Consider the following 22,024-nt stretch of genomic DNA (forward strand, 5'->3'; position numbering starts at 1 on the left):
CGTCGACCGCCAACGACGCCGACGACGTCCACGCACCGAAAGAGCCACACATGTCCACTTCCACCCCTTCCACCACCTCCGGCGCCTCGGCCACGTACTCGGAGCTCCGCGCCCAGCTGGCCACCCTCACCACCGAGGCGTTCCGCCCCGAGCTCGCCGAGATCGACCAGCTGCCGACCCTCGACATCGCGCGGACCATGAACGGCGAGGACCAGACCGTCCCCGCCGCCGTCGCCCGGCAGCTCCCCGCCATCGCCGCCGCGATCGACGCCACCGCCGAGCGCATGGCCCGCGGCGGCCGGCTGATCTACATGGGCGCCGGCACCGCGGGCCGCCTCGGCGTCCTCGACGCCAGCGAGTGCCCGCCCACCTTCAACACCGACCCCTCCCGGGTCGTCGGCCTGATCGCGGGCGGCCCCTCCGCCATGGTCAAGGCCGTCGAAGGCGCCGAGGACTCCAAGGAGCTCGCGGTGGAGGACCTGACCGCGCTCGGGCTCACCGCCGACGACACCGTGGTCGGCATCTCCGCCTCCGGCCGCACCCCGTACGCCATCGGCGCCGTCGAGCACGCCCGCACCCTCGGCGCGCTGACCATCGGCCTGTCCTGCAACGCGGACAGCGCGCTCGCCGCCGCCGCCGAGCACGGCATCGAGGTCGTCCCCGGACCCGAGCTCCTCACCGGCTCCACCCGGCTCAAGGCCGGCACCGCCCAGAAGCTCGTCCTCAACATGATCTCGACGATCACCATGATCCGCCTCGGCAAGACGTACGGAAACCTGATGGTGGACGTCCGCGCCTCCAACGAGAAGCTCCAGGCCCGCTCGCGGCGGATCGTCGCCCTGGCCACCGGCGCGCCGGACGAGCAGATCGAGGCCGCCCTCACCGCCGCCGACGGGGAGGTCAAGAACGCGATCCTCATGATCCTCGCCGACATCGACGCCCCCACGGCCGCCCGGCGCCTCACCGCCTCCCAAGGTCACCTGCGTGCGGCGCTGCACGCAACGACGACCACCTGACCCCCGCCGGACTCCCCCACCCCCGCACAGCAAGGCCCACCGCACCATGAGCAATGACGACAAGAACCGCGCCATCGCCGCCGCGATCCTCCCCCTCGTCGGCGGCGCCGAGAACATCTCCTCGGTCGCCCACTGCATGACCCGCCTCCGGCTCGGTCTGCGGGACCGCTCGCTCGTCCGGGACGAGGCCCTCAAGGCCCTGCCGTCCGTGATGGGTGTGGTGGAGGACGACACGTACCAGATCGTCCTCGGCCCGGGCACGGTCGCCCGCGTGACCCCCGAGTTCGAGGCCCTGGTGGCCGAAGCCCCCCAGCACACGGCGGAGGAGCTGGCGGACCGGGGCGCCGCGCTGAAGGCCGCGCAGAAGCAGAAGAACGCCACCCCGTTCAAGCTCTTCCTGCGCAGGATCGCGAACATCTTCGTCCCGCTGATCCCCGCCCTCATCGGCTGCGGCATCATCGCCGGCCTCAACGGCCTGCTGATCAACCTCGGCTGGCTGCCCGGCGTCACCCCCGCCCTCGCGGCGACGGCGAGCGGCTTCATGGCGCTCATCGCGGTCTTCGTCGGCTACAACACGGCCAAGGAGTTCGGCGGCACGGCCATCCTCGGCGGCGCGGTCGCGGCGATCATCGTCTTCCCCGGCGTCGCCAAGATCGAGGCCTTCGGCCAGACGCTCTCCCCCGGCCAGGGCGGCGTGCTCGGCGCGCTGGGCGCGGCGGTCCTCGCCGTGTACGTGGAGAAGTGGTGCCGCCGCTGGGTCCCCGAGGCCTTGGACGTCCTCGTCACCCCCACCCTCACCGTCCTCGTCTCGGGCCTGGTCACGATCTTCGGCCTGATGTTCGTGGCGGGTGAGATCTCCACCGCGATCGGCGAGTTCGCCAACTGGCTCCTCGCGAACGCGGGCGCCGGAGCCGGCTTCCTCCTCGGCGGCCTGTTCCTCCCGCTCGTCATGCTCGGCCTGCACCAGGCCCTCATCCCGATCCACACCACCCTCATCGAGCAGCAGGGATACACGGTCCTCCTCCCCATCCTCGCGATGGCGGGCGCGGGTCAGGTCGGGGCGGCCATGGCCGTCTACCTGAAGCTCCCCCGCAACGGCTCCATCCGCCGCACCATCAAGTCCGCGCTCCCCGCCGGCTTCCTGGGCGTGGGCGAGCCCCTGATCTACGGCGTCTCGCTCCCCCTGGGCCGCCCGTTCATCACGGCCTGCGTCGGCGGCGCCTTCGGCGGCGGCTTCATCGGCCTCTTCAGCATGCTGGGCGACTCGGTCGGCTCGACCGCGATCGGCCCGTCGGGCTGGGCGCTCTTCCCGCTCCTCGACGGCAACAAGGGCCTCGGCGAGACGATCGCGATCTACGCGGGCGGTCTGCTCGTCGGCTACGCGGTCGGCTTCGTCGCCACGTACTTCTGGGGCTTCAGCAGCGAACTCCTGGAGGAGTTCAACGTGGATACGGAGGCATCCGCAGAGGTTCAGGTGGCGGCGGGAACCCCGGCGACCACCCCGACTCCGACGACGGAACCGGAACCGGCGAAGGTCTGAGAAGAGAAGGCGTACGGATACACGGATACGGGGGAGGGCCCGGGCGGCACCAGCCGCCCGAGCCCTCCCCGTATCCATGGGCGTCACCGGCAGAGAACGTCCTCGGAAGGCCGCACGCCCTGGGTCAGATAGCGGGTCACGGCCGCGTCCCCGCAGGCGTTGCCGTTGCCCAGGTAGACCCCGTGGCCGCCGTGGTCGACCGAGACGAGACGGGCCCGCTCACCGAGGGCGGCACGCATCCGCAGACCGTTGGAGTACGGAGTCGACGGGTCGCGCAGGTTCTGGATCATCAGGATGTTGGACGGCCCCCGGTCGGTGATGCGGACGGGCTTCTCCGCCGCGCCGCCCTTCCAGAAGGAGCAGGGGGTGATGTTCGCCGGCATCCCGGCCGTCAGCGGGTTCCGCGCCCTGTCCTTCGCGACGGCCCGCTCGTACGCCGGCACGGACGCGGGCCAGTTCACGTCGTTGCAGATCACGCCCACGGTGATGGCGGCCGCGTCGTCCGGCATCGCGCCCGCCAGCTCACGCGGCAGCACCGGCTCGCCCTGCGGGTCGCGCGCCTCCGTCACCAGCTGGGCGAAGGACGGGAAGAACCCGTCGGAGTAGAGCGCGAGCTGGAGCGCCTGGAGCAGCATGGACCCCGTCAGCGGAGGCCCGGCGGTCACGGGCGCACCCGGCGCACCGGGCAGCACGGAGGCATGCGGCTCCCGATCGAGCCGGGCCGCCAGATCCAGAACCACCGCCCGTACGTCCTCGGGCCGTTCGGCGAGCCGCAGCCCCTCGTCCGCGCGGTCCGGGTGCGCCGCCCAGGCGGCGAAGTCCGGGAAGCGGTCCTCGGCGCCCCGCGCCATACCCTCCAGCCAGCCCCGGGCGACCCGCTTCGGGTCGGGGTCGTTGCTGCTGTCGAGAACCCAACGATCGGTCCGGTGCGGGTACTTCTCGGCGTACGAGGCGGCGACATACGTCCCGTACGACACGCTCCACGCCGACAGCTTCCGCTCGCCGAGCGCCTGCCGCAGCCGGTCCATGTCCCGCACCTGGTTGGCGGTGGTCAGCCCGCGCAGCATGGCGCCACCGTTCCGGGCGCAGGCCTCGGCGATCCGCTTCGACCGGGCGACGTTCTCCTCGATCCCCCCGTCGGCACCCGGCCACGACCGCAGCGTCATCATCCAGCGGTCGCCCTCGTCGAGCCCGCACCGCGCCTTGGCGGAGCCGCCGATCCCCCGCGGGTCGAAGGCCACGAGGTCGTACGCCCCGTCCATCTCCTTCGCCAGGGCAGCACCCTTCTGCGCCAGCCGCTGCACCCCGGAACTGCCGGGCCCACCGGGGATCACCATCAGCGTCCCGCGCCGCGCCTCGGGCCGCGCACTGGCCAGCCGGGAGACGGCGAGCTGGATCTGCTCCCCGTCGGGCCGGGCGTAGTCCAGGGGTACGGAGAGCATGGCGCACTGCTGCCCGGGCAACGGCCGCAGGGCCGGGGCGCAGTCCCCCCACACCAGCCCGGCGCCGGCACCCCCGGTGGCGGCGACCGCGACGGGGGCGCCTCCGGTGAGAGCGGCACCGGCGACGGCGGCGGCGGAAAGGGCGAGGAGGAGCGTCTTGCGTCCACGGTTCGTTGTCATGCGCACAGCCTCGCGCAGGCCGGTTTCCCACCCCATCCGGCAGGCATGCGGGTCCAGGGTGGGGGCAACCCCCGCCTGGAACTGGGGTGTTCGGGCCCCACGGGGAAGGCACCGGGGGCGGGCGGTTCTCGCGGGCTTCTGGTGGGACCGCCCTCTTTCCGAGAGTCGCAGCTTCCGGCGCCGCGTCAAGGGCAAGTCGGCTCCGCCGATGGCCTACGGCCACCCTTGACCCGGCACCGGAAGCTGCGCAAAAACTCTCGGAGGGCGGTACCGTAGGCGAGTGGCGGGTGTGGGGGTGGGGGCTTCGGGCAGTCCACCGCGCCGTAGGCGCGTGACGGTGTGGGGGTGGGGGCTCGGTTTGTGGCGGAGATCGGTGGACCTCACCGGTGGCGCATGGGTGCGCGGCCGTTGAATGGGGCAGCCGGGCGAGGCTTAGCGTCGGACGGCCGCCGTGTGGCCGGGATTCAGGCCCCGCTGGTCATTCCCGGTGGGCGGAAGGCGACCACCGCCGAGCCGGACTTCGCGCCATCACGTCCCAGTTGGGAAGGGGCGGGGGCGGCCGAACTCCGCGTCACCAAGCTCCAGTCGAGCAGGCATGGGGGCGGCCGAACTCGCCACATCCTGCCGATACGTGACCAGCGGCGGCACGGACCGAGGCCTGTTCCTCCAAGTACGGCGTGAGGCGAGTCATTCATGCAGTTCGATCATCGAGGGAAGGCGAAATGGCCGCCTTCGTGACCTTCCCGGCCCCGGTTACCCGGAGTATCTGCACGTTAAGCATGCCCGGCACGCCTCCACCCACCCAGAGTGACCAGCGGGGCCTGAATCCCGGCCGTCCACCGGCGGTGACCCGCTAAGCCCCGCCCGGCTGCCCCATTCAACAACCGCGCACCACCCGCTCACGGGGCTTCGCCCACCGGCCCCGACCGCGAACCCAGCCCCCACCCCCACACCCGTCACCCGCCTACGGCGCAGTGGACTGCCCGAAGCCCCGCGTGGCCACGCCCCCCGGCCGCCCTCCGAGTGTGAAAAGGCGGCCTCCGCCGCCGGGTCAAGGGTGGCCGCGGAAAGAGGGCGGCCGCACCAGAAGCCCGCGAAGCAGGCCCACCCCCAGCACCTCCAGGCGGTACCTAGACTCCGCTCCCATGACGACCACACCGACGACCCCGCCGGACCCCGCCCACCCGTCCGCCTCCGCCGCCGCCTCCGCCGCCGTCGCCGCCGACCTGGCCCCCACCGGCACCCTCCGCGCCTCCATCAACCTCGGGAACCCGGTCCTCGCACAGGGCACCCCCGACGCGCCCTCGGGCATCACGGTGGATCTGGCGCGCGAGATCGGCGCGCGCCTCGGCCTGCCCGTCGAGCTGCTCTGCTTCGACGCGGCGCGGAAGTCGTTCGAGGCGATGGCGGACGGCCGGGCCGACCTCTGTTTCCTGGCGGTCGACCCGGCGCGCGAGAAGGAGGTCGCGTTCACCTCTCCGTACGTCGTCATCGAGGGCGTGTACGCCGTGCCGCGCGGCTCGGCGATCACCACGGTCGAGGAGGTGGACGCCCCGGGTGTCCGGATCGGCGTCAAGCAGGGTTCGGCGTACGACCTGTTCCTCACCCGTTCCCTCGCCCACGCGACCGTCGTCCGGGGCGAGGAGGGCGTCGACGTGTTCCGCGCCGAGGGCCTGGAGGTGGGCGCGGGCATCCGGCAGCCGATGACCGCGTACGCCGCCGCGCACGCGGACGACGTGCGACTCCTCGAAGGCCGCTTCATGGAGATCCGCCAGGCCGTCGGAACGACCGTCGACCGCCGACCCGAGACGGTCGCCTTCCTCCGCGACACCGTCGAGGAGCTGAAGGCGAACGGCTTCGTCACCGCCTCCCTCCACCGCGCTGGCCAGGACCCGGCCCTCCTGGCGCCCTGAGCCCCGCACGACGCACGCACGAAGGGCCCGGCCGTGACGGCCGGGCCCCTCTCTGTGCGACGGAGCCGGGTCAGTACAGACCCTTGAACCCGTTCCATCCGCTGGAGCCGATGACAGCCCGCGTGCCGTAGAGCCCGTTGCCGGTGCCCTTGTACGCGTACAGCCGGCCCGCCGTGTCACGGGCGACGAGATCCGCGCGGCCGTCGCCGGACAGGTCGCCGACGCCGACGAGGGAGGAGTAACCACCCCAGCCGCCACCGACCTTCACCCGAGCGGTGACCCCGCCGGTCGCCGTGCCGTAGTACCGCCACAGCACGCCCGCAGCGTCCACTCCGAGCAGGTCACCCCGCCCGTCGCCGTTCAGGTCGCCCGCGCCGACGATCTTCTTGTACAGCTTCCAGTTGGAGCCGATCCGGACCCGAGCCTTCAGCCGGTGGTCGACCGTCCCGCCGTAGAAGTACACGTCCCCGGTGGAGGCCTGACGTGCGATCAGGTCGGCGAACCCGTCGCCGTTCACGTCACCGGGGGACGTCATGACGTCGTACGCGCCCCAGCCCGTACCCACGAGGGTGTACGGCGAGGAGGCCGAGACCACCTTCCCGCAGCCCGGCCGGTACGCCCGCAGCTGGTCGCCCACGCGGGCGTACACGTCCGCGCACCGGTCGCCGTTCAGGTCGCCCGTCGGCACGAACACCGACGAGGTCGCGAACTTCGTCCCCGTACCGGCGATCCGCGCCGAGACCGCGCCCGTACCCGTACCCCGGTACATCGACACGAGCCCCGCCGTGTCCATCACCAGCAGGTCACCGAAGCCGTCGTCCCCGGCCAGGTCGCGCCGCACGGCGGCCCCGCCGGTCACGGAGAGGGTCCCGGACTGGACGAGGTCGGCGCCCTGGCCGTCGGCCGGCTTCACCGTCAGGGTCCAGGTGTGGGCACCGTTCGCGACGAACTTCCCGGCCGCGTCCTTCCCGTCCCAGACGGGCGTCACGACGCCACGGCCCTCACCGGTGAGGGTGCGGACGGTCACGCCCGTCGCCTTGCGCTTGAGCGCGAGAGACCACTTGCCGGGCTTGGACAGGTGCCAACGCGGCTTCCAGGAGGTGGACTTCAGGTTCACCGACGTCGGCACCGCCGAGTCGAGGGCCGTCACGCGGCTGGTGGCGCCACCGAGGCCGACGACATGGATCTTCTGCTGGGCGTCGACGTAGGCGACGCCCCCGCCGAAGCGGTCGATCGTCCAGTTCTGGCCGTTGTTGGTGACACCGGGCGTGAGGGTTCCGATGGCGCGCACGACGGGCGTGCCGGAGCGGACGTCGATCACGCTCAGCGGGTCGCCGTCGTTGCCGTTGCCGTACTCGGTGTAGGCGATGAAGCCGTCACCCAGCGACGGCCGGGCGTACGGGGACACCTGGAATCGGACCGCCGCCTTCTTCTCCCGGTCGTACACGACGGTGGACGTGTTGTCCTGGCACCGGGCGTAGATCCACTTGCCGACGACCTCGAAGTCGAAGGTGCCACAGTTCGTCCCGAGGTCCACCGTCGCGACGGTGGCCCCGGTGCGCAGGTCGACCGCCGAGACGGTGTCGTTCTCCGTCGACGCGGTCCAGAGCCAGGTGCCCCACAGGGACTGGTTCCCGTTGCTGGAAACCGAGAGGACCTTGCCGGTCTCGATGTCCGCGACGACCGAACGGGTCGCGTAGTTCTCGGTGGCGAGGAAGTGCACGTAGCGGCCGGAAGCGCCGTAGAAGCGGGCGGGCCTGAGCCTGCGCGTGGTGTCCAGCGCGATCTTGCGAGTGGTCGCGCCCGGCGCGGCCGTCGTCACGTGCACCGTCGGGACGCACCAGCCGCAGGGCGCCTCCCCGCGGGACGGCGGAAGGTCGTCCGCCCCGAGCGTGACGAGGCGGCCGTCCCCGGTGTCCGCCCAACGGGCGCCGACGAACTCCGGGCCGGCCGGCGGGGCACACGGCGAGGTGCCGGCGGAGGTCACGGCACAGCTCCAGACGGAGGCGGCCGTGTGCGGCTCGGTGAGGGACACGTCGTATCCCCGGAGGCTGCGGTAGCCGTCCTCGTGCTCGGTCGTGACCCGGCCGTTCGCCACGGACAGGCCCGTCCGCCGGACCGGCTGGGGCGGGGTGCTCAGGACCTGGGCGGTGACGGGCACTGCGGCGGCGTCGGGGGTGACGCGTCGGACTCCCCAGTGGGTGGAGTCGGTGCCGCCCACGAAGTAGAGGGAGCCGTCCGTGCCGGTCTTGAGTTCGGAGTCCGCGGCGGCGGAGACGTTCAGGTCTCGGGTCGCGCCGCTGGTGAGCGAGGTGGCCTTGAGCCGGCGGGGCGCGTACCGGTCACCGTAGTGGCCGACGATCCAGTCGCCGAGGAGAGCGAGACGGCCGTCGTCGGAGCCGGTGTTCGGCAGCTTGACGGTGGTGCCGGGACCCGCGGGAGTGGCACGGGGGACGACGTACGCCTCCGCCGTGCTGTACTCGCTGTAGAGGGCGATGCGGTCGTCGCTGAGCGCGGCCTTCGGGTAGGCGGGGAGACCGGGCCCGGCCGGCAGCGGGACGAGCGTGGCGGTGGCGAAGTCGACGAGCCCGGCGGCCTGGCCGCCGGACGCCCGGGTGTAGTGGACGACGGCGCCGTCGGCGTCGAAGGCCAGGACCTCGGGGCGGCCGGTGATCCGCTCGGTCGTCGTGACGTCGGCGTCCGCCGGGGCACCCTCGCCGAGGCCCGGCAGATGGAGCGTCACGGCGCCGTCGGCGTCGGCGCTGTAGCTGAGCAGCCGGTCCGTGCCGAAGGCCCGCAGCCACGTGTGGCCCTCGGGACGCGTGCGGGTCAGGGTGGTGCCGGTGGTCCAGTCGTGGACCGTGGCTTCGTCGGCGTCGCCGTGGTAGCCGACGCAGCCGAACCGGTCGCCGTGGAAGGCCATCCTGTCGGTCGAGTCGCAGGCGCTGCGGAAGGCGACCCGCCCGTCCGCGAGGCTCTGCCAGCGCAGGCCCTTGGCGGGGTCGGTGGTCTGCAGACCGGTACCCGCGCCGAAGAGGTCCTGGGGTGGTGGGGTGACGCTCGGCGGCGCGGCGATCGTCACCTCGTACGGCGCGCCGGACGCCGCCGCGGCGGACGGTGCGACGGCCGCCAGGCCGGTGAAGCCAAGGGTGGCGCTCAGAGCGAGCGCGACGACTCTTCGTACGGACAAGTCCTGTGTCCCCTCGTACGGATGTGAAGACGGGTACGACACGGGAGGGGCGGCGCGAAGGCGGGACGGGCAGGACGGCAGGAAGAAGCGGGCCGCACGGCCGGGGCCGGCGGGACCCCCCCTGTCGGCAGTCGGATCGTACATTCACGCGACACAGGAGTTCGGAAAGTTTCCTGGGGGCCACCCGTGAAGCCCTCTTCCCGGGCCTGGAGGCGGGCGCGCAGGGCCCCCCGCACCGGGGCCGTGTCCGGGGTCCGCGTCGCGTCCCAGCGGTCGCCCAGGGCCCGTACGGCGGATCCGCATACCGCCTCTGACCTGGGCTTTTAGCTCTTCTCCCCCTACTCTGGAGATCGATTCGGAGGGGGATCCCCATGGACCTGAACAACCGTGACATCCGCACCGTCGAGGACGTCCTGCGCCTGCTCGACGGACTCTTCGCACCCGGCGCCGACCGGTGGACGGAGGGCGGGGCCGGCTGGTGGGACGGCTTCTACGCGGACCGGGACAAGCCGGTGCCGTTCTTCGTCGCCAAGCCGGACGAGAACCTCGTTTCGTACGTCGAGCAGGGGCTGCTCCCGGTCGGCGGCAGGGCCCTCGACCTCGGCTGCGGGCCCGGGCGGAACGCCCTGTACCTCGCGTCGCTGGGCTTCGACGTGACCGCGGTCGACCTCTCGCCCACCGCCATCGCCTGGGCGGAGGAACGGGCCAGGGAAGCCGGCGCCGAGAACGTCGGGTTCGTGTGCGGCGACGCCTTCGGCAGCGCCGCCCTGGAGGGTCCGTACGACCTCGTCTACGACTCCGGCTGCTTCCACCACCTGCCCCCGCACCGCCGCGTCAGCTACCTCGCGCTCCTCGACCGTGTCCTCGCACCCGGCGGGCACTTCGCGCTCACCGCGTTCGCCGCCGGCGAGGGCGGCATGGGATCGGAGCTGCCGGACGCCGACTTCTACCGGCAGGGGAAGCTGGACGGCGGCCTCGCGTACACCGACACGGAACTGCGCGCGCTCTTCGCCGACCTGACGGAGATCGACGTCCGCCGCATGCGCGACGAACCCGCCACGTCGGCGGCCTTCGGCGAGTCCTTCCTCTGGACGGCCCTGTTCCGTCACCGCTGACAGCGGCGATCACATCGTCCGCACGTGCTCCGCCAGGCGGTCGTACTGCTCCCTGACCCCCGCCTCCATGCCCGCCGCCAGCGCCTGGTCCCTGATCTCGTTCGACGGCCAGATCGACGTGCTGGTCAGGGCCGTGCCGCCGTCCGGGGTCGCGTCGAAGGTGAGGGTGACGCGGACCGGGCCGGCGTCCGGCATCTGCTCGAAGACCTCCGTGTAGTCGAGCCGCTCGGCCGGGACGATCTCCTCGTACGTGCCGGAGAAGACGATCTCCTGCCCGTCCGGGGCGGTCTGGCCCCAGCGCCAGGCCCCGCCCACCCGCAGGTCGACGTCGACGACCGTCGTCGTCAGCGCGGAGACGCCGTACCACGCGCGTACGTGCTCGGGCCGCGTCCACGCCTCCCAGAGCAGGCCCGGCGGGGCGTCGAAGGTCCGGGTGATGACCAGTTCGCGGTCGGCGGGTGTCGTCAGCAGGGTGACCATGGGCTCAGCCCTTCCACGATGGTCCTTCTGCGGTATCCCTTCCAGGATCGCCCCGGCTGTCCCCCACAGCCACTCCCGTGCCACTCCCGTGCCGCTCCCGCACCGCTGCCGTACCGCTGCCGTAAAGGGAGTGAACACGTTCAACAGGTGAGCGCTAAAGTTCTGCCACGCGGCCGTCCCGATCACGTGCGACGCCGCCATCACAGACCTGTGGGGGGTCCCTTTGCCGCGCTCAACGCGCAGGCTTCCGCACGCCCTTGTGCGTGCGGCAGCCGTCTTCGCTCTCTCGGCGGCCGTCACCGTGCCCGCCGTCGTCCACGCCCCGGCCGCGCACGCGGACTGGACGGGCGCGTCCGGCATCACGCTGGACGACGGACGCTACCGCCTGTCCCTGCCCACGAACGCGCTGTGGGTCAAGGTCAGCGTGCTGGCCTCCACCGCTCCGGACGCCGCCGTCCTCGCGTCCACGGAGGCGCTCACGGCGAGCTCCTACAACTGGATCACCGACGCGCCCTTCGCGCTCCCGGCGGGCACCGCCTTCGGCGACTACCCGGTCCGGGTCGACTACCGGCTGCCCGGCGAGACCACGAAGAAGTGGACGGGCGGCACGTACTCGTTCCGACCGCACATCGGTGTCTCCGAGATGTCCTGGAACCGCGCCACCACCAGCTACGACCAGCGCCAGGCCGTCCTCTCCGGGAAGACGACCCTCTGGAACCCGGCGACCGGCGACCGGACCGCCGCGCCCCAGGGCACGAAGGTGTCGCTCAAGATCAGCACGTACTCCGGCAACTACGGCACCATCACCACCACGGCCACCACTCGCGCGGACGGCACCTTCTCGGTGCCGGTCACCCCGAACGGCTCGGTGCAGAGCGGCACCGCGACCGTGGTCACCGCCGGCACCGTCAACGACCCGGACGCCGACGCCTACATCCCGTCCCTGGGCGTCGACCCGCTCGTCTACCGGATCAGCGCCAACGTGAACAAGTACCGCGTGCTCGCAGGTACGAACGTGCAGGTCACCGGGCATGTGCAGCGGTACACCCCGAGCGGCTGGAAGCCCTTCGCGGGCGCCCCCGTCGTCGGGACCGGCACGGAGCCGGGCTACAACGACACGACCGCGGTGAACGTCCTGGGCGGTGCCACCTCCTCCGCGACCGGCACCTTCTCCTTCGCCGCGAAGGCCCAGTACAGCACCGACTTCGTGTACACCTCGCTTCGGCCCTCGGTGTACATCCAGAACTCCCGCGCGTTCGACCGCAGCGACATCGTCGTCCCGCAGCAGTTCACGTTCTCCCCGTACGTGATCACCCTGGACGAGCACGGCACGGTCACCGCCACGGGCGGGTTCAACGGCTACTGCACCGTCACGCAGCCCGTACAGCTCCAGGCCTCCCTGGACGGCGGACGCACCTGGCGCGTCCTCCGCTCCGGCACGAACAACACGTACTGCGGCTACAAGTTCGTCGTCCAGGGCTACGCGAGCGCCCTCTACCGGGTCCACCACCCGGAGACGAACGAGTTCGTCGCCAAGGCCGGTCCGTCCCTGAAGCGGGCCCGCACGCCCAGCCGCTTCTCCGCCTTCACCATCAGCCCCACCCGGCCCGCGGTGAACGGCAAGATGACCGTCTCCGGCACCGTCCAGCGGAAGGTCGGCGGCCTCTGGAAGCCGCTCGCCGGGGCCAAGCTGACCCTGGTCTTCAAGCCCCGGAACGAGAGCCAGTGGTACTGGGTGACCAAGAGCATCACCACCGACAGCAGCGGCCGGTTCAGCTACCGCGCCACCGCCTACGAAGACGGCTCCTGGGCCGCGTACCTCAACACGACGGGGACCTACTTCTACAGCGAGACGAAGGCGGTCTACATCGATGCGCGCTGACCTCCGCCCCTCCCGCTCCCTCACGGCGCGCCTCACGGCGCGCCTGACGGCCGGCCTGGCCGCCGCCGCCGCCCTCGCCGCAACGACCCTGGCCGTCACGGCCGGGCAGGCCTCGGCGGCCGACCCGCTCGTCGGCGTCGGCCGGGCCGTCACCGACGACGCCCAGCGCGGCATCTTCCAGGTGACCGCCTGGACCGACGCCCCGCAGGCGAGGATCACCCGTGTCTCGGCCAAGGTCCGGCAGGGCGACACCGTCCTCGTCGACATCCCGACCCTTCCCGTGGTGCCCGACCCCTGGGACCCGTCGGTGGCCAACCTCTTCCGGCTGCCGGACACCGCCGTGCTGAAGCTCGTCGAGGACGGCGGCCGCATCCCGGCCCTCGGTACGTACGCCATCGACGTCACCGCCACCGACTCCCTCGGCAACAAGGTGACCCGCACCGACGCCGGACAGCTCGACTTCCGGCTCCGCCCGGAACTCACCTTCGACCCCGGCAAGCCCACCTACGCCGACCGCAACGCCCGCCCCTCGGGCACCCTCGTCGGCATCCAGCCCGGCTCGGGGGACCGCGTTCCGCTGGTCGGCCGGCCGGTCTCCGTCGAGCGCCTGGCCCCCGTGAAGACCGCCGCGCAACAAGCGGTCACCGACGCGGCCGGCCGGTTCACGGCGGCGCCGTACCCGGTGCCCAGCGCGGATCTCGAAGCCGGGACCAGGTTCCACGCGGCGTTCACCGACGACTCGGCCGAGGTCCACGGCACCGTGGAGGACTACCGCGATCTCTCCGTGTGGGTGCCGCGCAAGGTGGCCGTCACCGCCACCGCCGACAAGAAGCGGGCGCTCAGCGGGCAGACCGTCACCATCAGCGGCCGGATGACCGACCCGGCGGCGGCGAACGCCCCGGTCGCGGACCACCCGGTCCGCGTGCGGCTCGGCGGCCCCTACGGAACGGGCCCGAACGCGACCGTCCGGACGAGTGCGGACGGCCGGTTCACCGCGCGGCTCGTCGCCGCCGCGGGCAGGTACTCGGGCGGCTGGACGGTCGAATCCTCCGACCGGTACGTGGACTTCCCGACGCGCTCCGGCGCGCTGGCCATCCCCCTGGAATCCCGCACCGACCTGACCTCCATCCGCCTCTCCGCCGACGGCCGGGTCACGGTCTCCGGCACCTTCCGCGCCCGGTACGAGACCGACCCGTCCTTCCCGGCGGCGCAGTTCGTCCGGCTGGAGCAGCTCGTCGGCGGCGGCTGGAAGGCGATCGCCTGGGCGAGCGTGAACTCGGCCTACTACAACGACTTCACGCTCTCGGCGGCGAGCAAGGGCGGCTGGTTCCGCGTCCGGCACCTCACCACCGACGACTTCGCCGAGTCCGTCACCCCGTCGTTCCGGCTGACCCGGCTCGACACCCGGATCGTCTCCCTGAACGCCGGCCCCGAGCCGGTCGCCAAGGGCGGGTACGTGACGGTCACCGGCGGGCTCCAGCACTACGCGGACTTCAACTGGCGCGCGTACGCGAACGCCCCGGTCGTCCTGCAGTTCCAGCCGCGGGGCTCCACGGCCTGGAAGCAGATGGCGACCGGCCGCTCGAACGCGAGCGGCAACGTCTCCCTGAAGGCGAAGGTGACCGGGGACGGCACCTGGCGCATCCGCCACTACGGCGACGCCAAGCACTTCAACACCCCGGCCTCGGCCGGCGGTGACTACGTCGACATGCGCTGACCGAGCGCACCACGGCACACCACAACGCCCGAGGGCGGCACCCCCCTGCTGGGGAGTGCCGCCCTCGGTCGCGTTCAGCAGTACAGCGGTACTGCGATGAACCACCGATCCCGGAGGATCAGAAGTCCATGTCACCGCCCGGCATGCCGCCGCCGGCCGGCGCGGACGCCTTCTCCGGCTTGTCGGCGATGACGGCCTCGGTGGTGAGGAACAGCGCGGCGATCGACGCGGCGTTCTGCAGCGCGGAGCGCGTGACCTTCGCCGGGTCGATGATGCCCTCGGCGATGAGGTCGACGTACTCGTTGGTCGCGGCGTTCAGGCCGTGGCCGACGGGCAGGTTGCGGACCTTCTCCGACACGACGCCGCCCTCGAGGCCGGCGTTGACGGCGATCTGCTTCAGCGGAGCGTCGAGCGCCTTGCGGACGATGTCGGCACCGGTGGCCTCGTCACCCTCGAGCTCGAGCTTGTCGAAGACGCCATCGGCCTGCACCAGGGCGACGCCGCCGCCGGCGACGATGCCCTCCTCGACGGCCGCCTTCGCGTTGCGAACGGCGTCCTCGATGCGGTGCTTGCGCTCCTTGAGCTCGACCTCGGTCGCGGCACCGGCCTTGATGACCGCAACACCGCCGGCGAGCTTCGCCAGGCGCTCCTGCAGCTTCTCGCGGTCGTAGTCGCTGTCCGAGTTCTCGATCTCGGCGCGGATCTGGTTCACGCGACCGGCGACCTGCTCGCTGTCACCGGCACCGTCGACGATGGTGGTCTCGTCCTTGGTGATGACGACCTTGCGGGCGCGGCCCAGCAGGTCGAGGCCCGCGTTCTCCAGCTTGAGGCCGACCTCCTCGGAGATGACCGTGCCGCCGGTGAGGATGGCGATGTCGTTCAGCATGGCCTTGCGACGGTCGCCGAAGCCCGGGGCCTTGACCGCGACGGACTTGAAGGTGCCGCGGATCTTGTTGACGACCAGGGTCGACAGGGCCTCGCCCTCGACGTCCTCGGCGATGATCAGCAGGGGCTTGCCCGACTGCATGACCTTCTCCAGCAGCGGGAGCAGGTCCTTCACGGAGGAGATCTTGGAGTTGACGATCAGGAGGTACGGGTCGTCGAGCGACGCCTCCATACGCTCCATGTCGGTGGCGAAGTACGCCGAGATGTAGCCCTTGTCGAAGCGCATGCCCTCGGTGAGCTCGAGCTCCAGACCGAAGGTCTGCGACTCCTCGACGGTGATGACGCCTTCCTTGCCGACCTTGTCCATCGCCTCGGCGATGAGCTCGCCGATCTGGGTGTCGGCGGCGGAGATGGAGGCCGTCGAAGCGATCTGCTCCTTGGTCTCGACATCCTTCGCCTGCTCGAGGAGGGCGCCGGAGACGGCCTCGACGGCCTTCTCGATGCCGCGCTTGAGGGCCATGGGGTTGGCACCGGCGGCGACGTTGCGGAGGCCCTCGCGGACGAGCGCCTGGGCGAGAACGGTGGCGGTGGTCGTACCGTCGCCGGCGACGTCGTCCGTCTTCTTGGCGACTTCCTTGACCAGCTCGGCGCCGATCTTCTCGTACGGGTCCTCGAGCTCGATCTCCTTGGCGATGGAGACACCATCGTTGGTGATCGTGGGGGCGCCCCACTTCTTCTCGAGGACGACGTTGCGACCCTTGGGGCCGAGGGTGACCTTGACGGCGTCAGCGAGCTGGTTCATGCCGCGCTCGAGACCGCGCCGGGCCTCCTCGTCGAACGCGATGATCTTGGCCATGTGAAGTGGTCCTCCCGGACATGGGGTGGATAACGCTCCAGGACCGCGCCGACGCCCGCGACGGACGGCCTCCGGATGCTCCGCGTGGTTCCTTGCCCCACCCGGCCGGCGGCCTCGTCTGCCCGATCCTCGTAGCACTCTCACCTTCCGAGTGCTAACGCCAATGATTAGCACTCGCCCTAGGAGAGTGCAAGCGACTCTCGACTTTCGGGCACCTCTGGCGCCACCCCCGCAGCCGCCCCCGCACAGGTGTGGGAACGCGCGAGGGGCCCGCGTCCCCTCAGGGATGCGGGCCCCTCGACGGCGTTGCGTCGGTGGCCGATCGCGCCGCGCTCAGACGGCGAGCTTGACCATGTCCGCCTGCGGACCCTTCTGGCCCTGCGAAATCTCGAACTCGACCCGCTGCCCCTCTTCGAGGCTGCGGTAGCCATCCATCTGGATCGCGCTGTAGTGGACGAAAACATCCGCACCACCGTCGACCGCGATGAAGCCGTAGCCCTTCTCCGCGTTGAACCACTTGACGGTGCCCTGAGCCATGCCTAACTCCCCTATTACTGGCCCTTGCGCGGGAACCGCACTTCGCGGACCCGGGTCAGACCCTGCGCCGGAACGCGTCGACCGCCGCTGAATGTATCTGCCCAACTGCCCTCTGCAACAGGTCATTCGAGCGAGAATTCTGGGCACGGCGGAAAGGGGAATTAGGGAGAATCCCCGGAGTTCCGGGGCAAGTCGGGCCCGGCAAAACGCGCAGAACGTACACAACGCACACGCACTTTGGCTGCTTCCTGTCGCGCAGGGACGCATTCTCATATGCGTCCGGCATGAGCAGCGGAGGGGACTTCCCCAACTCTACCCCGCTCAACCATGCAGAATTGCCCCCTCCGCTTTATGGAGCGGAAGGGGCAATTCAAGAAAGACGGGACAACTTATGCGACGGGTGGGGCGGTTCGGGAACCGCCCCACCCGTGCCGGATCAGCCTCCGGCGACGGCCGGAATGATCGAGACGCCCGCGCCGGCCGGGGTGGCCGTCTCCAGGCCCTGCTCGAAGCGCACGTCGTCGTCGTTCACGTAGACGTTGACGAAGCGGCGCAGCTTGCCCTGGTCGTCCAGGACGCGGGCGGCGATGCCCGTGTGGTTCTTCTCCAGGTCCGCGATGACCTCGGCGAGGTTCGCGCCCTCGGCCTGGACCTCGGACTGCCCGCCCGTGTAGGTGCGGAGGATGGTGGGGATGCGGACGTTCACGGCCATGTCTTCGTACCTCTCAGAGGGCGAGGCCCGCGGCGCGGAACGCGTCCAGGCTCGGTCGGATGGTGGCGGTCGCCTGCGAGCCCTCGGCCACGGCGTCCAGGGTCTTGAGGCCGTCGCCGGTGTTCAGCACGACGGTGGTGAGCTCCGGGTCGATCAGACCGGCCTCGACGAGCTTCTTCGTGACGCCGACGGTCACGCCGCCCGCGGTCTCGGCGAAGATGCCCTCGGTCTGGGCGAGCAGCCTGATCGCGTCCACGACCTGCTCGTCGTTGACGTCCTCCACGGCGCCGCCGGTGCGGCGGGCGATGTCGAGGACGTACGGGCCGTCGGCCGGGTTGCCGATCGCGAGCGACTTGGCGATCGTGTTCGGCTTCTGCGGACGGACGACGTCGTGGCCGGCCTTGAAGGCGACGGAGACCGGGGAGCAGCCCTCGGCCTGGGCGCCGAAGATCTTGTACGGCTTGTCCTCGACGAGGCCCAGCTTGATGAGCTCCTGCAGACCCTTGTCGATCTTGGTGAGCTGCGAGCCGGAGGCGATCGGGATGACGAGCTGGTCGGGGATGACCCAGCCGAGCTGCTCGCAGATCTCGTACGCCAGCGTCTTGGAGCCCTCGCCGTAGTACGGGCGGAGGTTGACGTTGACGAAGCCCCAGCCCTCGCCGAGCGGGTCGCCGATGAGCTCGGAGCAGAAGCGGTTGACGTCGTCGTAGTTGCCCTCGATGGCGACGAGGTCGCCGCCGTAGACGCCGGCCATGACGACCTTGCCCTGCTCCAGGTCGTGCGGGATGAAGACGCAGGAGCGGAAGCCGGCGCGGGCGGCGGCGGCGCCGACGGCGCCGGCCAGGTTGCCGGTGGAGGAGCAGGAGAGCGTGGTGAAGCCGAAGGCGCGGGCGGCCTCGATGGCCTGCGCGACGACCCGGTCCTTGAAGGAGTGGGTCGGGTTGCCCGAGTCGTCCTTGACGAAGAGCTTGCCGGGGGCGACACCGATCTCGCGGGCGAGGTTGTCGGCCTGGACGAGCTTGGTCCAGCCCGGGTTCAGGTTCGGCTTCTCGGCGACGTCGGCCGGGACGGGCAGGAGGGGGGCGTAGCGCCAGATGTTGGCGGGGCCTGCCTCGATCTGCTTGCGCAGCGCCTCGGGGTCACCGGTGGGGAGGTCGTACGCGACTTCGAGAGGTCCGAAGCAGAGTTCGCAGGCGAAGATCGGTCCGAGTGCGAAGACTTCACCGCATTCGCGACAGGAAAGCCCGGAAGCGGGACCGAGGTCGACGGTGGTGGCGGAAGCGACGGTCTGTACAGCCATTGGAGGCGAGGCCCTTTCTCCTCATCTTTCCCATGGCGAATTTTTCGCCATGAGACGGATTTGGCACCTTCCCGAGTCGGGGACCTCGCTGGAGGACGAGTAACCGACTGGAGGGTTGCCGGGGCTTCAACGGGCCGTTTCCCTCTGCCCCTCTGGATGAGCGGTATTCGATTGTGAAGTGCGGTGAAGTCCTTGCGGGCTTCGTTCCTGCGCTCCGACGCGGGCGGCACCCCGACGTGCATCGGGCATCCGCGTTGTTCAAGACTGTAACCGAAGGCCTGGAAGCTTGGACGGGCCGTCCGTACCGCGAGATGGAGATCACGTGCTGGAAGAGGTGGAGCGCTGGCTGGACCGGCGGTCCTGGTCCGTGGCTGACCGGCCGATGGAGCGGATCCTCGCCGCCAAGCGAAACACGAAGGTCAGCGTCGTGCTGCCGGCGCTGAACGAGGAGGCGACGGTCGGCGACATCGTCGCCGTGATCCGCCGCGAGCTGATGTCCGACGCGGTGCCGCTCGTCGACGAACTGGTGGTCCTCGACTCGGGCTCCACCGACCGTACGGCGGAGGTGGCCGCGGCGGCCGGGGCACGGGTGGTCGCGCGGGACGCGATACTCCCCCGGATACCGGCCGTCCCCGGCAAGGGCGAGGTCCTGTGGCGGTCGCTCATGGTGACGAGCGGGGACGTGGTCTGCTTCGTCGACGCGGACCTCAGGGACTTCTCGGCGGACTTCGTGACGGGGATCGTGGGCCCGCTGCTCACCGACCCGGACGTCGACTTCGTCAAGGCGATGTACGACCGCCCCTTCGGCACTGAACTCGATGGGCTCGCCTCCGGCAAGACCCCAGGTCAGGGCGGCCGTGTCACGGAGCTGGTGGCGCGCCCGCTGCTCAATCTCCACTGGCCGCAGCTGGCCGGCTTCGTCCAGCCGCTCGGCGGCGAGTACGCGGCGCGGCGCTCGCTGCTCGAACGGCTGCCCTTCCCCGTCGGTTACGGAGTGGAGCTGGGGCTGCTCGTCGACGCGCTGCACACGGTGGGCCTGGACGGGCTCGCCCAGGTGGACGTGGGCGTGCGCAAGCACCGGCATCAGGACGAGCGGGCGCTGGGCCGGATGGCGGCGGCGATCTACCGGACGGCGCAGCTGCGGCTTTCGCGCGGGCACCTGGTGCGGCCGCGGCTGACGCAGTTCGAGCGGGGCGAGGAGGGGTTCACTCCCCGGACCTACGCGGTGGACACGGAGGAGCGGCCGCCGATGCTCGACATCACGGAGTACACGCGCCGCCGCGTGGCGTAACGCCACCAGATGATCCGTTTTGCCTACATTGCCCTTTTATGCGCTTCAGACAACAACACCTGGGCAGTGTGGCGGCGGTCGTCGGCCTCGTGGCGGCCTCGCTCGCGCTGGCGACGGCCGGGACGGCCTCGGCGGATGTCGTCGAGCCCTTCGGCAAGCGGTACGACGAGTCGCTGTACGGCGACTTCGCCACGATCGGCAACACGGTCATGGGGTGCCCCACCTCCCCCGCCGACATGGCGGCACGCTGCAGGACGGCGTCGGCCGGGCAGGGCTCCGACAACAACAACACCTTCGAGATGCACCGCAGGGACGCGGCCGGCCTGTCGCCCGACTTCGGCTCCAGCACCGGCCACGTCGTGATCCCGGCGGGCGCCGAGGTCGCGTACGCCCGGCTGTTCTGGGGCGGCAACGACGGCACGTACAAGGGGCCGAGCGGGGCGCAGCTCACGCGCTGCGACATCTCCGGCGCCAACGTCGAGTTCTCCCCCGGCGACCCGGCGACGACCGCGCCGGTGATCAAGGTCGGGGCGGGGGCCGCGACCCCGGTCTCGATCGACAGCATGGTGACGGACCCGGCCGACACCAACGGCCCGCACTACTACACGGGCGAGTCGGACGTGACGGCCGCCTTCGCGGGCGTCTCGGGGACGGACGCGCAGGTGGCCGTCGGCAACATCTGGGCGCCGACGGGCAAGGGCTGCGTGGGCGGCTGGTCCCTGACCGTCGTCCACAAGTTCCCGGGCCCGGACCCGGTGAAGGCCCCCGAGCGGCGGAACGTGTACGTCTACGGCGGCCACGTCCTGCAGCGCTCGACCTCCCCTGCGACGACCATCACCGTCGACGGCTTCCACCGGGGCCCCGGCACCGTGCGGGCGAGCGTCACCGCGTACGAGGGCGACTGGAACACCCCGGGCGACAAGTTCCTCGTCGACGGCAAGAACGTCACCGAGGGCCACACCGGCAACACCAACAACTTCTTCATCAGCGAGGACGACGGGGCCGTCACACCCAAGCTCGTCAACAACCTGAGCATCGACGCCAAGGCCTTCGACGTCCCGGCCGGAGCGGTCCCGCCGGGCGCGAGCAAGGCCGATCTGACCTTCTCGACGAGCGGCGACACGTACGTACCGTCGGGCCTCGCCTTCTCCGTGCCGGTGCCCGACCTGGAGATCACCAAGACGGCGAGCCCGCGCACGGTGAAGCCGGGCGACACCCTCACGTACACGATCACCGCGAAGAACATCAGCGCGGTCGACTACCCGAACGCCAAGTTCAGCGACGACCTGACCGGGAACCTCGACGACGCCGACTACAACGGCGACGTGCGGACGGACCTGCCCACGGGCACGGTGTCGTACACGAAGCCGAGGATCGGCTTCGTGGGGAACATCCCCGCGGGGAAGACGGCCACCGTCACGTACTCGGTGAAGATCAAGAACCCGGTGACCGGCGACGGGAAGCTCCGCAACAGCGTCGAGGTGGAGAGCCCGCGCTCCAACTGCGGCACCGGCAGCGAGGACCCGGCCTGCGTGGTGGCCCCGGTGATCGACAAGCCGAAGCCGACCCCGACGCCGACGCCCACCCCGACGGACCCGACGGAGCCCTCGAACTCGCCGACGCCGACGACCCCGGCGCCGACCGAGCCCACGGACTCCCCGTCGGGCTCCCCCACCTCCCCCGCACCCTCCACCTCGGTGCCGGCGTCGACGTCGGCTCCGGCGAACACGTCCACCCCCGTCCCCCCGGCCCCCGGGCCGCACGGCCAGAACGGCGGCTCGATGGCCGAGACGGGCAGCAGCGGTGAGCGGCTGTGGCTGCTCGGCGCGCTCGGCGTGGCACTCGCGGCGACGGGCCTGGTGGCGAAGGCGGCGATGCGCGGCCGACGCGACCTCTGATCCCCCGGATCCCCTGCGGATCCCCCGCGGATCCCCCGCTGACGCTCGCTGACCCCCGTTGACCCTCCGT

General features: G+C 71.2%; 15 protein-coding genes and 1 riboswitch. Of the genes, 8 read left to right on the forward strand and 7 right to left on the reverse strand.

The window, feature by feature from the left end; all coding sequences use genetic code 11:
• Window positions 1-50 precede the first annotated feature (50 nt).
• Both murQ and ASC82_RS24705 read left to right on the forward strand, forming a co-directional pair.
• Window positions 51-1,016, forward strand: a complete 966-nt coding sequence (gene murQ / locus ASC82_RS24700) for an N-acetylmuramic acid 6-phosphate etherase (RefSeq protein WP_056652055.1) — start codon at window positions 51-53, stop codon at window positions 1,014-1,016.
• Window positions 1,017-1,062: 46 nt separating this feature from the next.
• A complete protein-coding gene (locus tag ASC82_RS24705) occupies window positions 1,063-2,556 on the forward strand; it encodes a PTS transporter subunit EIIC (RefSeq protein ID WP_056652058.1) in 1,494 nt (497 codons plus the stop codon).
• 83 nt (window positions 2,557-2,639) lie between these two features.
• Here the strand turns inward: ASC82_RS24705 and ASC82_RS24710 are convergent, their stop codons facing one another.
• The gene (locus ASC82_RS24710; protein ID WP_079039450.1) at window positions 2,640-4,178 is read right to left on the reverse strand and encodes an alpha/beta hydrolase; all 1,539 of its coding nucleotides are present in this window, start codon (window positions 4,176-4,178) and stop codon (window positions 2,640-2,642) included.
• A gap of 1,145 nt (window positions 4,179-5,323) precedes the next feature.
• Between ASC82_RS24710 and ASC82_RS24715 the strand changes: the two genes are divergently transcribed.
• Entirely contained in the window at window positions 5,324-6,091 is a 768-nt protein-coding gene (locus ASC82_RS24715) for a transporter substrate-binding domain-containing protein (RefSeq protein WP_079039451.1), read from the forward strand.
• Between the two features lie 70 nt (window positions 6,092-6,161).
• Here ASC82_RS24715 and ASC82_RS24720 read toward each other — a convergent pair whose 3' ends face one another.
• Window positions 6,162-9,281, reverse strand: coding sequence for an FG-GAP-like repeat-containing protein (locus ASC82_RS24720; RefSeq protein ID WP_056652065.1), 3,120 nt, complete (start codon window positions 9,279-9,281; stop codon window positions 6,162-6,164).
• Window positions 9,282-9,652: 371 nt separating this feature from the next.
• Between ASC82_RS24720 and ASC82_RS24725 the strand changes: the two genes are divergently transcribed.
• Window positions 9,653-10,396, forward strand: a complete 744-nt coding sequence (locus ASC82_RS24725; protein ID WP_056652070.1) for a methyltransferase domain-containing protein — start codon at window positions 9,653-9,655, stop codon at window positions 10,394-10,396.
• A 9-nt stretch (window positions 10,397-10,405) separates the two neighbouring features.
• Here the strand turns inward: ASC82_RS24725 and ASC82_RS24730 are convergent, their stop codons facing one another.
• Window positions 10,406-10,876: an SRPBCC domain-containing protein gene (locus ASC82_RS24730; RefSeq protein WP_056652073.1), complete on the reverse strand. Its 471-nt coding sequence runs from the start codon at window positions 10,874-10,876 to the stop codon at window positions 10,406-10,408.
• A gap of 259 nt (window positions 10,877-11,135) precedes the next feature.
• On the opposite strand from ASC82_RS24730, the gene ASC82_RS24735 reads away from it, so the two are divergent.
• Together ASC82_RS24735 and ASC82_RS24740 are read left to right on the forward strand one after the other, a co-directional pair.
• Window positions 11,136-12,758, forward strand: a complete 1,623-nt coding sequence (locus tag ASC82_RS24735; RefSeq protein WP_056652076.1) for a hypothetical protein — start codon at window positions 11,136-11,138, stop codon at window positions 12,756-12,758.
• Window positions 12,748-14,475, forward strand: a complete 1,728-nt coding sequence (locus ASC82_RS24740; RefSeq protein ID WP_056652079.1) for a hypothetical protein — start codon at window positions 12,748-12,750, stop codon at window positions 14,473-14,475. Before ASC82_RS24735 ends, ASC82_RS24740 begins: the two co-directional genes overlap by 11 nt.
• A 118-nt stretch (window positions 14,476-14,593) precedes the next feature.
• On the opposite strand, the gene groL is transcribed toward ASC82_RS24740, so the two are convergent.
• From groL to thrC, 4 genes are all read right to left on the reverse strand, one after another.
• Complete coding sequence (gene groL, locus ASC82_RS24745; RefSeq protein WP_024760532.1) at window positions 14,594-16,216, reverse strand: chaperonin GroEL; 1,623 nt, start codon at window positions 16,214-16,216, stop codon at window positions 14,594-14,596.
• A gap of 333 nt (window positions 16,217-16,549) precedes the next feature.
• Window positions 16,550-16,753: a cold-shock protein gene (locus ASC82_RS24750; RefSeq protein ID WP_015035246.1), complete on the reverse strand. Its 204-nt coding sequence runs from the start codon at window positions 16,751-16,753 to the stop codon at window positions 16,550-16,552.
• A gap of 436 nt (window positions 16,754-17,189) precedes the next feature.
• Window positions 17,190-17,465 carry a MoaD/ThiS family protein gene (locus ASC82_RS24755; protein WP_024760531.1) on the reverse strand — a complete coding sequence of 92 codons (276 nt, stop codon included), beginning with the start codon at window positions 17,463-17,465 and terminating at the stop codon, window positions 17,190-17,192.
• Between the two features lie 13 nt (window positions 17,466-17,478).
• Window positions 17,479-18,765: a threonine synthase gene (thrC, locus tag ASC82_RS24760; protein ID WP_056652082.1), complete on the reverse strand. Its 1,287-nt coding sequence runs from the start codon at window positions 18,763-18,765 to the stop codon at window positions 17,479-17,481.
• Window positions 18,766-18,783: 18 nt separating this feature from the next.
• A riboswitch (SAM riboswitch) is annotated at window positions 18,784-18,928 on the reverse strand.
• Between the two features lie 159 nt (window positions 18,929-19,087).
• On the opposite strand from thrC, the gene ASC82_RS24765 reads away from it, so the two are divergent.
• Both ASC82_RS24765 and ASC82_RS24770 read left to right on the forward strand, forming a co-directional pair.
• Window positions 19,088-20,056, forward strand: coding sequence for a glucosyl-3-phosphoglycerate synthase (locus ASC82_RS24765; protein ID WP_056652084.1), 969 nt, complete (start codon window positions 19,088-19,090; stop codon window positions 20,054-20,056).
• 38 nt (window positions 20,057-20,094) lie between these two features.
• Window positions 20,095-21,954, forward strand: coding sequence for a DUF11 domain-containing protein (locus ASC82_RS24770; protein WP_056652089.1), 1,860 nt, complete (start codon window positions 20,095-20,097; stop codon window positions 21,952-21,954).
• Window positions 21,955-22,024: the final 70 nt, after the last annotated feature.

This window comes from Streptomyces sp. Root431 (assembly GCF_001426585.1).
Taxonomy (GTDB): Bacteria; Actinomycetota; Actinomycetes; order Streptomycetales; family Streptomycetaceae; genus Streptomyces; species Streptomyces stackebrandtii.

Bases quoted from the DNA above. Each gene is read 5' to 3' on its own strand.
- thrC (WP_056652082.1), bottom strand. From the start codon at position 18,765: ATGGCTGTACAGACCGTCGCTTCCGCCACCACCGTCGACCTCGGTCCC.
- ASC82_RS24740 (WP_056652079.1), top strand. From the start codon at position 12,748: ATGCGCGCTGACCTCCGCCCCTCCCGCTCCCTCACGGCGCGCCTCACG.
- ASC82_RS24770 (WP_056652089.1), top strand. From the start codon at position 20,095: ATGCGCTTCAGACAACAACACCTGGGCAGTGTGGCGGCGGTCGTCGGC.
- ASC82_RS24750 (WP_015035246.1), bottom strand. From the start codon at position 16,753: ATGGCTCAGGGCACCGTCAAGTGGTTCAACGCGGAGAAGGGCTACGGC.
- ASC82_RS24715 (WP_079039451.1), top strand. From the start codon at position 5,324: ATGACGACCACACCGACGACCCCGCCGGACCCCGCCCACCCGTCCGCC.
- ASC82_RS24710 (WP_079039450.1), bottom strand. From the start codon at position 4,178: ATGACAACGAACCGTGGACGCAAGACGCTCCTCCTCGCCCTTTCCGCC.
- murQ (WP_056652055.1), top strand. From the start codon at position 51: ATGTCCACTTCCACCCCTTCCACCACCTCCGGCGCCTCGGCCACGTAC.
- groL (WP_024760532.1), bottom strand. From the start codon at position 16,216: ATGGCCAAGATCATCGCGTTCGACGAGGAGGCCCGGCGCGGTCTCGAG.
- ASC82_RS24725 (WP_056652070.1), top strand. From the start codon at position 9,653: ATGGACCTGAACAACCGTGACATCCGCACCGTCGAGGACGTCCTGCGC.
- ASC82_RS24730 (WP_056652073.1), bottom strand. From the start codon at position 10,876: ATGGTCACCCTGCTGACGACACCCGCCGACCGCGAACTGGTCATCACC.
- ASC82_RS24705 (WP_056652058.1), top strand. From the start codon at position 1,063: ATGAGCAATGACGACAAGAACCGCGCCATCGCCGCCGCGATCCTCCCC.
- ASC82_RS24755 (WP_024760531.1), bottom strand. From the start codon at position 17,465: ATGGCCGTGAACGTCCGCATCCCCACCATCCTCCGCACCTACACGGGC.